Source organism: Mycolicibacterium agri (genome assembly GCF_002553505.1).
Taxonomy (GTDB): Bacteria; Actinomycetota; Actinomycetes; order Mycobacteriales; family Mycobacteriaceae; genus Mycobacterium; species Mycobacterium agri.
In genome coordinates this window covers 12,892-27,746 of the sequence record NZ_PDCP01000073.1, presented here as the reverse complement: position 1 = coordinate 27,746, position 14,855 = coordinate 12,892, and the positions used below count along the sequence as shown (strand labels likewise).

Genomic DNA, 14,855 nt, shown 5'->3' with positions numbered 1-14,855 from the left:
CTACGATGCATCACGGACCGACCAACCCCTGGTCGGAATCCAATAGCTCGAGCCTCCGGCGAATCCAGGGCGATTCATCGGTCTGTCGCTTGATCTCTTCGATCGAGATGGTGGATCGGTCTCCGTCGAGCGAATCCAGCACCTTGATCGCAGCGTCCCGGTAGTGCTGATCGATTCGGTCGTAGGAGTTGGTGGGGCGCAGGGCGCGGCCATCGATGAGCGCGTGCAACCCGCCCCGCTTGAATTCGCGAACCCACCGTCTGATGGTCTGCTCGCTAACGCCCCCTGATTTGAGGTCGCCGTCGGCGACGCGGCGTTGAAGGTTGCGATCGAACTTCGCCTCGAGGTTGAGTTGCTTGGCCATCGCGATGCACTGTTGGTGCTCGGACACCCCGAATCCGGGTCCGAACGGTGCCCGCGGTTCGCCCTCGCGGGCGAAGGCGGGATGGCCGTCGCGGTAACCCGTCAGGATCTCCTGCACGATCTCGAGCCGGGTGAGTGCGGCGGAGCGGATCGCCTCCGTGAGCCCGTCCCACACCGGCTGCATCGGTTCGCTCAGCGCTTCGGGAATGCCATCCTCGATGGAACGCAGAGTGCCGAGGTCGGCCCAGCTGATCGTATCGACGGCGCCCCAGGAGTAACGCAAACCCACACCCGTGTCGTCCAACGAAATCACCTGTGCGGTACCCGAATCTGTCAGTAGGCGAGCGCCGTCGACGAGGACGGTTCGGACGCTAGTCATGGTGCACCTCGCTGGCCAATGTGACCGCGGTGTGCAGTGTCCATGGAGCCTTCATGTCGGTGCGCAGGTCGCCGGCCCACAGCAGGTGCCACACGACCGGCTTGATCTCTTCGGAGCCGTCATCGGCTCCGAAGAGGGCATCGAGGGTCACCGGGCCGGCTGCGGCCATCGTGAGGATGGCGTTCTTATATCGGTCAGTCCAGGGTGGTCGCCGTCGAAAGCCGTGCAGCCACAGGTGGTTCATGCGTTCGACGGTCTTGAGGCCAGAGAAGACCTCGTAACGCCATCCGGCGATCGCGCAGGCATCGCGGGTGATCCGACTCTTGACCCGGAAGTCATCGTCTTGCTCGTCCACCGCGCGGACGTCCCACACCGTTACGGCACCCGAGTGGTGGATGGTCAGCAGATCGGGTGTGTGGCTTGCCGGATCGGTGGCAGTCCACTGCAGTCGCAGCGGCTGAGCGACCATTCGGCGGATCGTAGGGTCGCGATCCAGCCGTCGGACAAGATCGTGCTCGAGCCCTGACTCCAGATGAACGACACCGGCATTCTTCATCGAGTAAGCGGACACCGGGATGTGCCGATTACGGGATGACGACCGTGGAGTGCGGATCGCCGACAAGTCGTCGAGTGGGGGCGCCCCGCGATCACGCCAGCACCACTGCACTACGTCACCGTCGCGGAAACGCATGAACCAACACAATTCGGCGATCTCTGCGTCACCGGATCGGACTTTCGTCGAGATGATTGAAGTCACCTGTACCTCCCAGCTTGTCCCTACAGTCAGAGACGTGACGCTAGGCCCGTTGGGAGGTAACTACTCGACTCTGAGAACGTTTCTAGCTGTATTTTTACGCTCATGATATGTTTGCTGTGGGCGTATCGCTCCGCGCCTCAAGGACTCGTTTGGGGCAGCACCAGTCCGTTGAGGAGATCGAGCGGTGCGTGCCATGTCACCGGCTCGTCGATGCCTTGCTCAGACAAGAAGGTCTGCGCCCTCGCCGCCAAATTCGTTCTGAGGTCTGGACTTATTTCCTTATCGAAGGTCGCAACCAATTCGACGTCGTGCCTATTGCGAACCGCAGTGCCGCCCAACTCGGCGATAAGGTAGCCGCGGGCAGCGGTCACGGAGCGGACCGATAGGTGACTGCCTTCACTACGGAGCATTTGCTGCCACGTACCGTCGGCCAGCAGCGCGGCGTAGTTAAGTCGGCGACGCCGACCGTAATCGATAGGCCCGCCATCCTCCTCAACGAGGTATTCGCTGAGAAGAATCAGCGCAGCACATATCGACATCCAGTATTCCGAGCCTCGAAGAACCCACAATCGAGAGTTAAGAGCATTCGGCGTGATCGCCTCGCCCAAGAGTCGAGCCGCAGCAACGGATTTCACCGTACTCCCAACCAGCAGCGTTGCACAGGATAACGTCCGCCGCATCACCTCGGTGGGACGAACGTCCAGCAGGAGCCGGTCTGACCATTCGCGCCACATCACACTGGGCACGGACATCGCGATGTTCGCCGTGCGGGAAATATCAAGATCCGGCGCACACGGAATCGTTACGGCGGCGCTGTACCGCAACTGCAGTTCCGGACCGAGGTCCGGACGGCGGGCCTCGATCGCTATCGCCGCGGACAACTCACCATCACGGGCACAGGACCTCAATTCCGCGGGTCCGGTGTCCGCGTTCTGGCCCCGAACAATCCACCGTGCGTACTTCCCGGCGTGAATAACGTCAGGGAGGCTTAGGATGCCAAGCGCTGCGCCAACTCCTACGGCTGTATCGATGGCACGCGTAGGCGCAGTGTTGTTCAAGGTGCTCCTCGCGTGCAGCGGTTTGACAGCATCGAGGCAGAGTCCGTCTGTAAGCTGAGCTGGTCGCACTGCTTCGAAGCCGTGGATCGACGCGAAGTTCAGAACCCGGTTGGCGATACTTCTGATCGCCACTAGGGCTTCCCTGCCCGGTGTGTAGGCGCTCGCGAAGATGCGGAACTTCGCGACATCGTTTGCGATGATGTCGGACACGATCCGCTGCGCTCCGACGATCATGTGCCCTTCACCCAACGTCTGGGTGCGGACTTCGGTCAGATCGCAACCGCAAACGCATGTCGTCGGTGCGGGTGTACGCGAGTAGTTCTGTTGTCGCCGCTGGGGTTTCATGCACACAGGACATGCATCGGCGAGTAGACAGCGATGCTCCGTACACAGGAATGACCACCCCAGTCGCCAGTCGAGCTGCCAACGTCCTTCCGTCGCCTGTAGACACTGCGGACAGAACCTCGAACGTGGCAACAGTCCGCCGAATGGGAACGTCGGATCGTAACGGTGCGAAACCGGGTCAAGTCGCAACGCCCGGTTGTCATAGGACTGCAGCGTCATCGCCTGAATCGCGGCGCCAGAAACACCCGTCGCCGTTTCCAAGGCTTTCACCTCGTCGGGGCCAATCCACCTGATCCACGGCGGTCGGGCCGCAACCGAGAGTCCCGCCAGCCGCGCCAGCGCGCCGACCGTTGTGTGCATACTCGTAGCCGTCGCCTCCAGCCAGGAGTCGATCCCCTCCCCCGCCAACGGCTCAACCCGTAGAGGCAGGCGCCGGCGAGGCATTACGCCACCGCAGCGGGCAACGTGAACGAAACCGACGTTAAGACGAGCAACGCGCTTCTGTCCGAGCTGCGAATCAAACCCGACGTGAGCAGCAGATTCACTGTCAAGAATCGATGCTTAGATATGCTAAGCAGATTGTGTTTAACAATCCGGCTCGTTTGTTCATCTTCGTTGCATCTCGACAACGATTTCGCCGTCGACGGTTACCGACGCCGACGTGACCCGCTGCACCAGAACACGCACGCGACGACGCTAATACGTAGGCCTGGACCCATATACCCTACGGGGGTAGCGTAGCGGCGCATGAAGCTGAACGGCATCGAACGGGCGGCGATGAACAACCCGCTGCGCGCCGCACACCAGCACCATCGGGAGGCGGCCTGGTTTCGCCGGCTTGCCGGCGACTCACTGGCGGGTCAGCATGTGCTCGAGGTCGGCTGCGGCCGCGGCGTCGGGTCTGAAGTGCTTCTCAAACGCCTCGGCGCGGCAAGGGTCACGGCCTTCGACATCGACGAGTCGATGGTCGAACTGGCCCGCAGGCGACTGCACCGCCATCCGGTCGAGTTGTCCGTCGGCGATGCCTGCGCGATCGAACAGCCGACCGGATCCGTCGACGCCGTCATGGATTTCGGCATCATCCACCACGTACCCGATTGGCAGCAGGCCGTTTCCGAGATCGCCCGTGTCCTGCGGCCGGGCGGGCTGGTGCTGTTCGAGGAACTGCCGCGCTGGGTGCTCGACACGTGGGCGTTTCGCACCTTGACCGTGCATCCGCGCGAAAACCGTTTCGAGGCGGGCGAGTTCGCTGCGGAACTCGCCCGTCATGGGCTCCACGGTGTGGGCCGGATCGAACAGCATTTCGGCGGCATGTTGTTCGTCGGCGCCGCGCGCAAGACCTAGAGCAAGACCTCCACTATGGCCTAGAGCGAGCCGAGAATGCCCTTCATCTCGTCGATCTCCTTCTGCTGCGAAGTCTCGATGGAGTGCGCCAAGTCGATGGCGGGCTGAAACTGGCCATCCTTGATCTCGTTCTGCGCCATGTCAATTGCGCCCTCGTGGTGGGTGATCATCCCGCTGAGGAAAAGCCTCGAGGCCTCGACAGCCTCCGCGTTCTGCAAAGCCGTCATCTGTTCGGGCGACATCATTCCCATCATGTCGCCCGACATACCACCCATGTCGTGGCCGTCGTGGCCTTCGCTGGCAGTCATGGGCGGCATCGGCGGGTTGCCCCACTCGTTCAACCAGCCCTGCATCTGCTGTATCTCGGGCGCCTGCGCGGCCTTGATCTGGGTGGCCAGTTCGGTGACGCGCGGATCAATGCCCTGCTTGCCGAGCACGATGTCGCTCATTTCGACCGCCTGTTCGTGGTGCGGGATCATGTGCTGGGCGAACATCACATCGGCCTCGTTGTGGGTCTGGCTGCTCGGAGCCGCACTCTCTGCCGGGGCCGCACCCGCCGACGTCGGCGAGTTGTGCCCCCCGGCGTGCTCGGTTCCGGCCTCGCTGCTACATCCTGTCGCAAGGGCGATCGCGGCGGCGGCGCCGGCAGCGATGGCCATCATTTTCGTCCGCATTTCTCCTATGATCCCTTCATCCTCGTCTTTACCTATACCCCCTATGGGTATAAGGTGGCAAGCATGACGTCATCCGCTCGTACCACCGATCGGCACGCAATAACGCTCTTCATCAGCGGGATGTCGTGTGCGTCGTGTGCGGCGCGCGTGGAAAAAAGACTCAACGCGCTCGACGGCGTCGTCGCATCCGTGAACCTCGCCACCGAGCAGGCCACCGTCGACTTCCCCGACACCGTCAGCCCGGACGACCTGGTGGCCGCGGTCGAGGAAACGGGCTACACCGCGACGCTGCCCGCAGCCGCCGAAGCATCGCAGGCCGACAAAGAGGCCGACCCCGCCGCTTCGTGGCTTCGCCGGCTGTGGGTGTCGGCGCTGTTCACCGTCCCGGTGGTGCTGCTGTCGATGGTGCCGGCGCTGCAATTCGACTACTGGCAGTGGGTGGCTCTCGCCCTGGCCACCCCGGTCGCGGTGTGGGGCGCGTGGCCGTTCCACCGTGCGGCGATCGCCAACCTGCGCCACCGCGCGGCGACGATGGACACCCTGATTTCGGTCGGCGTGGCGGCGGCCTACCTGTGGTCGCTGTGGGCGCTGGTGTTCACCGGCGCCGGCACGCCGGGCATGACGATGACGCTCCGGCTGTTCGGCACCGACGACGGCGGAGCGCACCTCTATCTCGAAGTCGCCGCCGCGGTCACCACGTTCATCCTCGCCGGCCGCTACTTCGAGTCACGCGCCAAGCGGCGATCCGGCGCAGCGTTGCGGGCGCTGCTCGACATGGGCGCCAAAGACGTCGCCGTCCTGCGCGACGGTGTCGGCAGATCTGACGAAACACGGGTTCCCATAAGCGAACTCGCTGTCGGTGACATCTTCGTGGCCCGTCCCGGTGAGAAGATCGCGACCGACGGCGTGGTCGTGTCCGGCACCTCGGCGGTGGACGTGTCGATGCTGACGGGCGAACCGGTGCCGGCCGAGGTCGGGCCGGGCGACAGCGTCGTCGGCGCGACCGTCAACGTGGGCGGGCGACTGGAGATCCGCGCGACCCGCGTCGGCGCCGATACTCAACTGGCTCAGATCGCCCGCCTTGTCACGCAGGCGCAGAGCGGCAAGGCCGAAGTGCAGCGGCTGGCCGACCGCATCTCGGCGGTGTTCGTGCCGATCGTCATCGGGCTTTCCCTGCTGACGCTGGCCGCCTGGTTGCTGCTCGGATCGTCGCCGACCGCCGCATTCACCGCGGCCGTCGCGGTGCTGATCATCGCCTGCCCGTGCGCGCTGGGGTTGGCCACCCCGACCGCCCTGCTCGTCGGCACCGGCCGCGGCGCGCAGCTGGGCATTTTGATCAAGGGCCCGCAGGTGCTCGAGTCCACTCGCCGTATCGACACCGTCGTGCTGGACAAGACCGGAACCGTGACCACCGGACAGATGGCGATCGCATCGCTGCACACCGACGACGGCGTGTCGGAAGCCGAAATACTGCGGCTGGCAGGAGCTCTCGAACACGCGTCGGAGCACCCGATCGGGCGCGCCATCGCCGCCCGCGCCGCCGAGGCCGGTCCGCTGCCGCCGGTGACTGACTTCGTGAATCACGGCGGCAGCGGCGTCACCGGTGTCGTAGAGGGGCGGCTGCTGGCCGCCGGCCGCTACAGCTGGCTGCGCGACGAGTGGCGCCAGGAGGCCGCCGAGGTGCTCCAGCGCGCGGCCGACGCTGCCGAGGCCGACGGCAAGACAGCGGTCTGGGTGGCCGTCGACGGGCGTATCCGGGCGGTCATCGTCGTTGCCGACACCATCAAGGAAAGCTCGGCCGCCGCGGTCGCCGAACTGCGCGCCCTTGGCCTGACGCCGGTCCTGCTGACCGGTGACAACCGCCGCTCCGCGCACACGGTCGCTCGACAGCTCGGCATCGACGAGGTGATCGCCGAGGTGCTGCCCGCCGACAAGGTCGACCAGATCAAGCGGTTGCAGGCCGAAGGCAAGGTGGTGGCGATGGTCGGCGACGGGGTCAACGACGCCGCCGCGCTGGCGCAGGCCGACCTCGGCCTGGCCATGGGCACCGGCACCGACGTCGCAATCGCCGCGTCGGACCTGACGCTGGTGCGTGGCGATCTGCGGGCCGCGCCGGAGGCGATCCGGCTGTCGCGCGCCACGCTGCGCATCATCAAGGGCAATTTGTTCTGGGCGTTCGCCTACAACGTCGCGGCCGTGCCGCTGGCGGCGTTAGGGCTGCTCAACCCGCTGATCGCCGGGGCCGCGATGGCCTTTTCGTCGATCTTCGTCGTGAGCAACAGCCTGCGGTTGCGCCGGTTCCGCGCGTCGGGCTAAGCAGGCGCGCCAGGCGCTGGACGGGCCGGCGCTAGGCGGGCTGGCGGCACAGGGCGCACAAACCAGCGCCGAGTGTCGGATAACCGCAGGCCGGACACACCGTCGAAATGGTGATCAGGTCGGCTAAGGCCTTGACCGGCGCATCGCGTGCCGGGTCGGGGCGTAATTCTCGTGGCGTCATGGGTCGTCCTCCCGCTGCCGAAGGGACTACCCACATCGGCGGCAAATGAACACCAACGTCAGAAATTGTCCCGGACGAAGGCCGTCACGGGGCGGGGGTGTCCGCGGCGCGGGCCCGAAACAGCTTCGTCTCCCCCTTCACACCCTTCAGGCGTCGTGCACCGGCAAACGACCACCGGAACTCCTCGCTGTCGCCGACGAGCTCACGGGCGGACTCCGCGACCAGCACCGCGCCAGGGCGGGCGGCCGCTGTCACCCGGCTGGCCTGGTTGACCGGGCTGCCGAACCAGTCCCCCGCCCGTTGCACGGCGGGGCCCGCGGCCAGGCCGATCCGCAGTTGCGGCAGGTCCTCCTTCTCGGCGGTGGCCAGCAGTTCGAGCGCGGCGCGAAGAAGCGCTGCCGCATCGGTGCTGACGAACATCACCGCATCGCCGATGGTCTTGACGAAGTGCACCGGCGGGGCTGCGACGTCGCCGGCCAGACGGGACAGCCGATTCGCGAGGTTCTCCAACTCCTCCGGCGGCACCGCTTCACCGAGCCTCGTGAAGTCGACGAGGTCAGCGAAGCAGACTGTCACTTCCCGGGCCCCCGGCAGCTTTCCTGCCGCGCGCTCGGCGGCGTTGATCGCCTCGGTTTCCATGCCATGGCGCAGCGCAAGCCGCAGCACGTCCTCGGCCAGCGGGCCGAGCAGCGGTGAGACCCGTTGCACCAGTTCGCCGTACGCCTTGGCGATCTGCAACTCGGTGGCGCCGGGCTCGATCACGGTCTCGAGCACCGCGTGCCGCATCACCTCGGCGGTCTGCATCATGCCGCGGCCGAGCACGCGCGCGACGGCGATCACCTGCTCTCGCGTGAAGCCCGCGTCGATGAAGACCTTTGCGCGTGCCGCGACCTCCGCGTCGGCGCGCAGATGAGCCGGCACGTCGGGGTCGTCGATGCGCGGCAGGCCCAACGCCCGCTGCATGGCCTGGAGCAGTTCCATGTCGATGCCGGTGGCGTCGCAGATCTCGCGAGCCGACACGTATCTGCCGTCGTTGCCCATGACGCGGCCGGCATACAACTGCAGTGGCGCGAACTCGCCGCAGATGTGCTCGATGGTGAATCCCTCGTCGAGCAGCCATTCGATCAACTCGGCCCGTTCCTCGCGGGCCTTGCCCTCGAGGCCGTCGAGCAGGCCCGCAGCCTCGATGGCGCTCATGTCGATGTCGTGATGCCTGTCGTCGGCCACCGTCTCAACGTATACCTGTTGGTGTGACGCAACCGCTGCTTGAGGGATTGCCGCCGATCGTTGCCGATGATGCGCACATCCTCATCCTCGGCAACATGCCCAGCGTGATGTCGCTGGCCGGGGCACAGTACTACGCCAACCCGCGCAACGCGTTCTGGCGAATCACCGGCCACATCTTCGGTTTTGACCCGTACGCGCCCTATGCGCAACGGACGGCGGCGTTGTGCTCCAACGGCGTTGCGGTGTGGGATGTGCTGCGGATGTGTCGGCGGCGCGGCAGCCTGGATTCGGCGATCGAGCCAGACAGCGTGGTGGCCAACGATTTCGGGCCGTTCTTCGATGCACACTCCGCGATCGCGCGGGTGTTCTTCAACGGCGCCGCCGCCGAGAAGCACTTCACCCGGCTGGCCGCGATCGACCGGCCACTGCGCTATCGCAGGCTGCCGTCGACCAGTCCCGCGCAGACCATGCGTTACGAAGACAAACTACGGGCCTGGCGTGAGGCGATCGTCGATGCGGGCTAGGACACCGCCGGGCGGCGCGGCGTCCACGGTCTGACCTTCTCGATCTGCGCGGCCAGCGACAGCAGCGTCGATTCGTCGAACGGCCTACCCACCAACTGGATTGCGGTGGGATGTCCGTTGCGGTCGAAGCCCCACGGCACCACCGCTGCGGGCTGGCCGGTGGCGTTGAACATCGCGTGGTACGGCACGCGCGCGGCGACGAGCGCCAGCGTGGTCAACGCGCCACGTCGCTGGTAGGCGCCGATACGCGACGGCCCGGTGGCGGTGCTCGGCGTGATCACCACGTCGAAGTTGTCGAAGATCGACAAAACCCGTTGTGACAGTGCGGCTTCCCGCTCGCGGATGGCGGCGATCCGGCGGTCGGAGATCAGGCCGCCGATGCGCGCGAACGCGCGGGTACGCTTCTCCAGCCGCTCTTTGTGCGGCAGAGTCTGCATGTCGTCGTACACGCCGCGGAAATAGCGCGGCAGCAGGTGTCCGAACACCGCGTTGGGTGGATAGTCCGGATCGCGCGCGAAGATGTGGTGACCGAGGTCGCGCAACAGGGCCCCCGCTTCGTCGACAGCTGCGCGCTGCGCGCGGCCGGGCCGAGTGGTCGACGGCGGAGGAACCTTGACACTCAAGGCGATTCGCAACGGCCGGGGTTCGCGAATCGCTGCAGTCACGAAACTGCCGTCGGCCGCGGGCGTCGTCGCCGTCACATCGAGAAACAGCGCGGCGTCCTCGACTGTCCTGGACATCGGCCCGTTGACCGACATGCCGTTCCACGCGTCGTCGTGCGGCGACATCGGCACCCGGTCGCGCTGCGGCTTGATACCGAACAGCCCACACCACGTCGACGGGATTCGGATCGAACCCATGCCGTCGGAACCCTGCGCCATCGACGCCATGCCCGCGGCGACGGCCGCACCGCTACCGCCGCTGCTGCCGCCGGGAGTGTAGTTGGGATCCCACGGGTTTCGGGTGGCGCCGTACTCGAGCGATTCGGTGAACGACCACAACATCAATTCGGGCACCGTGGTTTTGCCGAGGATGACCGCGCCCGCGGCACGCAATCGGCGGACCACTTCGGCGTCCTCGGTCGCCGGCGGGCCGTAGGCCGCGGTGCCGTACGTCGTCACCTCGCCGGCGACGTCGACGTCGTCCTTGATCGCGATCGGGACGCCGAGCAGCGGCAGCCGTTCACCGTTGTCGAGTCGGGTCTGCGCGGCGGCGGCCTCCTTCCGCGCGGACTCGGCCAGCACGACACGGTAGGCGCGCAACTGCGGGTCGAGCCGGCGGATGCGGTCCAGATAGATCTCGAGCAGCGCGGGTGCGCTGATGGTTCCTGCCGCGAGCCGCCGGGCCTGTTCCGCGGCCCCGGCGAAGGCGATGTCGGTGGACTCCACTCGCCGCAGCGTAGCCGTCTAGGCGCGGTGCGCGTCGGCGTATTCGCCCGGGGTGGTGCCGAGCATCGACCGGAAGTCGTTGATGAGGTGCGCCTGGTCGTACCAGCCGAGACGGACCGCGAGGTCGGCGAAGTCGACGTCAGGCGTGCTCTCGATCTCCAACGCGGCCTGCTGCAGCCGGTAGCGGCACAACACCCATTTCAACGGCACACCGACGTAGCGGCGGAACACCCGCTGCGTGGTGCGCGCACTCCACGGCGAGAGATCTGCGACTTGATCCACCCGGTGCAGCCGGTCGTCGTCGCGGATGCGCTCCACCAACGCAGTAAGCGCGTCATACGTCGGATCGCTCTCTGCGCGGTGTGCGGCGATCGCATCGTCGAGCACGGCGGCGGCGGACTCCACGTCGTCATCGAGATCGATTGGGCAACCGAACAATTGATCATCGACAAGTTCGACTCGTCCCGTCAGCACGGACGCGTCGCGGCCGAAGCGCGCGGTGAATCCGCCTGGCCGAAACCGTGCGCCGACGACGGCGCCGCGCTCGCTGATCGTCGTGCGAAACACCCTTTCGACGACGCCGTGCACGAGCGTGTTCGGCAGCGAGAAGCCGTGCCGAGGCCCGTCGCTGCCCCACTCGTGGGTGATGTGCAGCACCGGGAATGTGATGACGGTGCTGGTGAGTGGGTCACGGCCACGCAGATCCCAGCGCACCGACCAGAAGTGCTCGACGAATCGACCGGCACGGCCCGACGGCGGCCACCGGTTGAGGTCGAACAACGACGCGCTCGCGGCGCGGCCGACGACACCTCGCACCGGCGCCGCCGTGTCGCGCTCGAGTGCGGTCACGCATTCCAGGTTAGGTCCGGCAGCCGGCAAAGTGATGACCCGTCGGCACGCCTGCCTTACTCTCTATCCTCATGTCTTGCGCACGCTCTGTGATCAGGCCGTGGTCTGTGGCCGCGGCGACAGCGTTGTTGTCTGCCGCCGGCCTCCTCACGACGCCAGCAGGCAACGCGGCCGCCGACTGCCCCGGCGGCTGGGAATTCGGGCCGAAACTCAAGCTCGTCCAGAACGACGAGTGGGCGGTGACGGTTGCCACGTCCGGCCGCGCGGTCGGCGGCCCCGCGGTGGCCGTACCGCCCGACGGCGACCCGCTGTGGCGCGGAACCGCGGAGGGCGGAAGCGACGGCAACACCGTCGCGTTCGGCATCGGCTGGGACAACGGCCTCGTCATGCACTACACCGGGGTGATAGATCAAGCGACGGGTTCGCTGACCGGCGAACGCGCCGACGGGGTCACCTGGCAGAGCAGCAATGCGATGCGCTGCATCGGCGGCCAGACGTCCAGTGCTGCCCTGCCGGCGGCCTGACATCGCCTGACCCAACAGAAAGAGGGCACCCGCGATTGGGGTGCCCTCTTGGTGGCTCTCTGCGTCAGCGGCTCTGCTGCACGGAGGTATCCACGTGCGGCACGGTGACCGAAGGCTGAATGTTGTAGATCCAGTCGTGGTGACCGACATCAGCCTGCGCGGGGCCGGCTAGTCCGATGAAAGCGGCGGCCAACCCGGATGCGGCGAGGGAAGCAATTCCGAACTTCTTCATTGTGGTGCCTTCTTCTGTCTTCTCGGGGCTCTTCTCGTTCTTTCTGTGCCCTCTGATTGGGTTAAACACACAGGTCAGGCTGTTAATTCCAATGGCAGCAATTGATTGGCGATTGGCAGTAACCGTTCCCTAATACGATGCCGAAATGGCGAAGTTGGAGCTCTCTCGCAGCCTTTCGATGACACCGCAGCACGCGTGGGAGCATGCGTCGAACTTCGCGACGCTCGGTGACTGGCTCACGATGCATCAGGGTTGGCGCAAAGAGTTGCCCGATGAGCTTGAGGTGGGCACGACGCTCGTCGGCGTCGCCGGTGTGAAGGGCATGCGCAACCGCGTCACCTGGACGGTGACCGACATGGATGCGCCGAAGTCGCTGACGGTCAAGGGTGACGGCGTCGGCGGCACCAGATACGGGCTGCGGATGGTGGTGAAACCCACTGCGGCCGGATGCGAATTCTTTGTCAGGATCGAGCTTGGCGGCCGGCCGCTGTTCGGCCCGATCGGCGCGACAGCGGCGCGTCTGGTCAAAGGCGACATCGAACGCTCCATCGAGCGGTTCGAAGAACTGTACGGCTGAGGTGTCGGCACGGTAGTCGGCCGCGGTCGTGGGCGTTGCGCTGGCGGGAATTTCCAATCCGTGCCTGCGCCGGTTCGCGAGGCTGACGACTATGACTGTTTCACCGATTCCGCAGGACTACACCAGCCTCACCCCGTTTCTGTGCGTCGACGGCGCGGCGGCGGCGATCGACTTCTACGTCGAGGTCTACGGCGCCACGCTCGTCGAGCGGATGGACGGGCCCGGCGGCACGGTCGCACATGCCGAACTGGACTTCGGCCAGGGCCGGCTGCAGCTGGGCGACCCGAACGACGGGTATCGGATCGCCGCGCCGCAGCCGGATGCCTTCGCGACGCACTCGCTGGCGCTGTACTGCCCGGACACCGACGCTGTGGTGGCGCGCGCCCAGCGGGCCGGCGCGACGATCCGCGAGCCGGCGCAGACCTTCGTCACCGGTGACCGCTTCGCCTCCATCGTCGATCCGTTCGGCCATCGCTGGACGGTGATGACCCGCGTCGAGGACGTCTCCCCCGCCGACCGGGATCGCCGCCTGGCCGAGTGGGCCACCGAGAACGTCTAGCAGCGGGTGGGCTGGGTCAGACCTGCGCCTGACCCAGCGTCACCTGCACCGTCTTGGCGGCGCCCGAGGCGTCCTCGTACGTCAGCGTCACGGTGTCGCCCGGCGCCTTCGAGCGGACCGCGGCGACCAGCGCGTCGGCGCCGTCGATCGGCCGATCGTCCACCTTGGTGATCACCACACCACTGGGCAGCCCCGCCGCCGCGGCCGGGCCGTCGGCGACCACCTCGGCCACCGCGGCGCCGTGCGTGTTGGCGTCCTGGCTGAGCTGGACGCCCAACGTGGCGTGCGAGACGGTGCCCTTCGACACCAGTTCGTCGGCGATGCGCTTGGCTTGATCGGACGGGATGGCAAAGCCGAGGCCGATCGAGCCGCTTTGCGCGTTAACGGCACCCGGGCCGCCGCCGAGGGAGGCGATCGCGGAGTTCACGCCGACGAGCTCGCCCTTCATGTTCACCAGTGCGCCGCCGGAGTTGCCGGGGTTGATGGCGGCATCGGTCTGGATGGCGTCCATCACCGAATGCTGGCCGGTGGTTTCATCACCGGTGACGACCGGGCGGTTCAGCGCGCTGACGATTCCCGTCGTCACCGTGCCGTCGAGCCCGAGCGGCGACCCGATGGCGACCACGTTCTCGCCGACCTTCAAGTCCTTCGATGACCCGAACGTGATCGGGGTCAGACCCGAAACGCCTTCGGCGCGAACGACAGCCAGGTCGTCGGCCGGGTCGGTGCCGACCACGGAGAAGGGCACCGTCTTGCCGTCGGAGAACGTCACAGTGGGTTCTGCCTCGCGGGTCGACATCGCACCGTTGCCGAACGACGGTTGACCGCCCAGCGGTCCCGGGCCGAGTCCGAACGGGCCGAACGGGAAGCCCTGGCCGTCCGGTCCGTCGGGCGACTGCCGGTCGACGGCGGGGCTACTGAGGGCCGCGACCACGTGATTGTTGGTCAGGATCAGCCCGTCTTGGCTGATCACGATGCCCGAACCTTCTCCGCGACCCTGAGGGGTCTTGATCTGCAGCTTGACCACGCTGGGCATCACCTTGGCGGCCACCTGTTCGACCGAACCGGCAGGCGGCGCTGCGACGGGCTGGTTCGGCGAGGGAGCGGCGGTCGCTGTGGCGATCGTCGACGCGGCGGCGCGGTCGGCGTCATCGCGGGTGACGATGACCGCTGCGCCGACACCGGCGGACACCACGGCCACCGCTGCGGCACCGGCCACGATGGTGCCTGCGCGAGCACGGTTGCGCACTACGGGAATTGGGGTGGTCGGCGCCGAGTCCGGCTGATGCACAGGACGATACGGATCAAACGGGGGTGGGGTCTGCTGTGCGGTGGCATAGCGCCAGTCGTAGGGCTGCTGAAATCCGGGTTGCTGAGGATTGCCCGGATACTGTTGCGGTGCAGGTGGCTTCGGTTCGGTCGAGCGGCGCGAATCCCGCAGCGAGAATCGAGAGTTCTTCTTCATCGGTTGGTTTCATCCCTTTTTCGTCGGGGAACAAGCTGGTTGACCCCAATGTGCGGGCGTTTGCTGAGACCCGACTGAGAGAAGGCTCTATAC

15 protein-coding genes are annotated in these 14,855 nt (G+C 66.4%); 6 read left to right on the top strand and 9 right to left on the bottom strand.

Features of this window, described 5'->3' with window-relative positions; genetic code table 11:
• Positions 1 to 10: 10 nt before the first annotated feature.
• The 3 genes from CQY20_RS26795 to CQY20_RS26785 all read right to left on the bottom strand — a co-directional run bounded on the left by CQY20_RS26795 (position 11) and on the right by CQY20_RS26785 (position 3,346).
• Positions 11 to 742 (bottom strand): helix-turn-helix domain-containing protein, encoded by a 732-nt coding sequence (locus tag CQY20_RS26795; protein WP_133119140.1) that lies wholly within the window; start codon positions 740 to 742, stop codon positions 11 to 13.
• The gene (locus CQY20_RS26790) at positions 735 to 1,499 is read right to left on the bottom strand and encodes a TnsA-like heteromeric transposase endonuclease subunit (protein ID WP_097943240.1); all 765 of its coding nucleotides are present in this window, start codon (positions 1,497 to 1,499) and stop codon (positions 735 to 737) included. The genes CQY20_RS26795 and CQY20_RS26790 overlap by 8 nt, the downstream gene beginning before the upstream one ends.
• Before the next feature lie 137 nt (positions 1,500 to 1,636).
• Positions 1,637 to 3,346 carry a TniQ family protein gene (locus CQY20_RS26785; protein WP_097943238.1) on the bottom strand — a complete coding sequence of 570 codons (1,710 nt, stop codon included), beginning with the start codon at positions 3,344 to 3,346 and terminating at the stop codon, positions 1,637 to 1,639.
• Between the two features lie 303 nt (positions 3,347 to 3,649).
• Here CQY20_RS26785 and CQY20_RS26780 point away from each other — a divergent pair, with 303 nt between their 5' ends.
• On the top strand, positions 3,650 to 4,246 hold the full coding sequence (locus CQY20_RS26780) for a class I SAM-dependent methyltransferase (RefSeq protein ID WP_097943236.1): 597 nt from the start codon (positions 3,650 to 3,652) through the stop codon (positions 4,244 to 4,246).
• A 20-nt stretch (positions 4,247 to 4,266) separates the two neighbouring features.
• On the opposite strand, the gene CQY20_RS26775 is transcribed toward CQY20_RS26780, so the two are convergent.
• Entirely contained in the window at positions 4,267 to 4,920 is a 654-nt protein-coding gene (locus CQY20_RS26775) for a DUF305 domain-containing protein (protein ID WP_097943231.1), read from the bottom strand.
• 63 nt (positions 4,921 to 4,983) lie between these two features.
• On the opposite strand from CQY20_RS26775, the gene CQY20_RS26770 reads away from it, so the two are divergent.
• The gene (locus CQY20_RS26770; protein ID WP_097943229.1) at positions 4,984 to 7,236 is read left to right on the top strand and encodes a heavy metal translocating P-type ATPase; all 2,253 of its coding nucleotides are present in this window, start codon (positions 4,984 to 4,986) and stop codon (positions 7,234 to 7,236) included.
• Between the two features lie 265 nt (positions 7,237 to 7,501).
• Here CQY20_RS26770 and CQY20_RS26765 read toward each other — a convergent pair whose 3' ends face one another.
• On the bottom strand, positions 7,502 to 8,614 hold the full coding sequence (locus CQY20_RS26765) for an adenylate/guanylate cyclase domain-containing protein (protein ID WP_097943250.1): 1,113 nt from the start codon (positions 8,612 to 8,614) through the stop codon (positions 7,502 to 7,504).
• A gap of 53 nt (positions 8,615 to 8,667) precedes the next feature.
• On the opposite strand from CQY20_RS26765, the gene CQY20_RS26760 reads away from it, so the two are divergent.
• A complete protein-coding gene (locus CQY20_RS26760; RefSeq protein ID WP_097943227.1) occupies positions 8,668 to 9,168 on the top strand; it encodes a DNA-deoxyinosine glycosylase in 501 nt (166 codons plus the stop codon).
• On the opposite strand, the gene CQY20_RS26755 is transcribed toward CQY20_RS26760, so the two are convergent.
• On the bottom strand, positions 9,165 to 10,556 hold the full coding sequence (locus CQY20_RS26755; RefSeq protein WP_097943225.1) for an amidase: 1,392 nt from the start codon (positions 10,554 to 10,556) through the stop codon (positions 9,165 to 9,167). The genes CQY20_RS26760 and CQY20_RS26755 overlap by 4 nt on opposite strands.
• A gap of 18 nt (positions 10,557 to 10,574) precedes the next feature.
• Positions 10,575 to 11,405 carry a helix-turn-helix domain-containing protein gene (locus CQY20_RS26750; RefSeq protein WP_234816430.1) on the bottom strand — a complete coding sequence of 277 codons (831 nt, stop codon included), beginning with the start codon at positions 11,403 to 11,405 and terminating at the stop codon, positions 10,575 to 10,577.
• Between the two features lie 107 nt (positions 11,406 to 11,512).
• Between CQY20_RS26750 and CQY20_RS26745 the strand changes: the two genes are divergently transcribed.
• Positions 11,513 to 11,929 (top strand): hypothetical protein, encoded by a 417-nt coding sequence (locus CQY20_RS26745; RefSeq protein WP_097943223.1) that lies wholly within the window; start codon positions 11,513 to 11,515, stop codon positions 11,927 to 11,929.
• Between the two features lie 64 nt (positions 11,930 to 11,993).
• Here CQY20_RS26745 and CQY20_RS34935 read toward each other — a convergent pair whose 3' ends face one another.
• Entirely contained in the window at positions 11,994 to 12,161 is a 168-nt protein-coding gene (locus CQY20_RS34935; RefSeq protein ID WP_097943246.1) for a hypothetical protein, read from the bottom strand.
• Between the two features lie 145 nt (positions 12,162 to 12,306).
• Between CQY20_RS34935 and CQY20_RS26735 the strand changes: the two genes are divergently transcribed.
• Positions 12,307 to 12,738, top strand: a complete 432-nt coding sequence (locus CQY20_RS26735; protein WP_097943221.1) for a type II toxin-antitoxin system Rv0910 family toxin — start codon at positions 12,307 to 12,309, stop codon at positions 12,736 to 12,738.
• Positions 12,739 to 12,829: 91 nt separating this feature from the next.
• Complete coding sequence (locus tag CQY20_RS26730) at positions 12,830 to 13,297, top strand: VOC family protein (RefSeq protein ID WP_097943219.1); 468 nt, start codon at positions 12,830 to 12,832, stop codon at positions 13,295 to 13,297.
• Between the two features lie 16 nt (positions 13,298 to 13,313).
• Here CQY20_RS26730 and CQY20_RS26725 read toward each other — a convergent pair whose 3' ends face one another.
• Complete coding sequence (locus CQY20_RS26725; protein ID WP_097943217.1) at positions 13,314 to 14,762, bottom strand: S1C family serine protease; 1,449 nt, start codon at positions 14,760 to 14,762, stop codon at positions 13,314 to 13,316.
• Positions 14,763 to 14,855 lie beyond the last annotated feature (93 nt).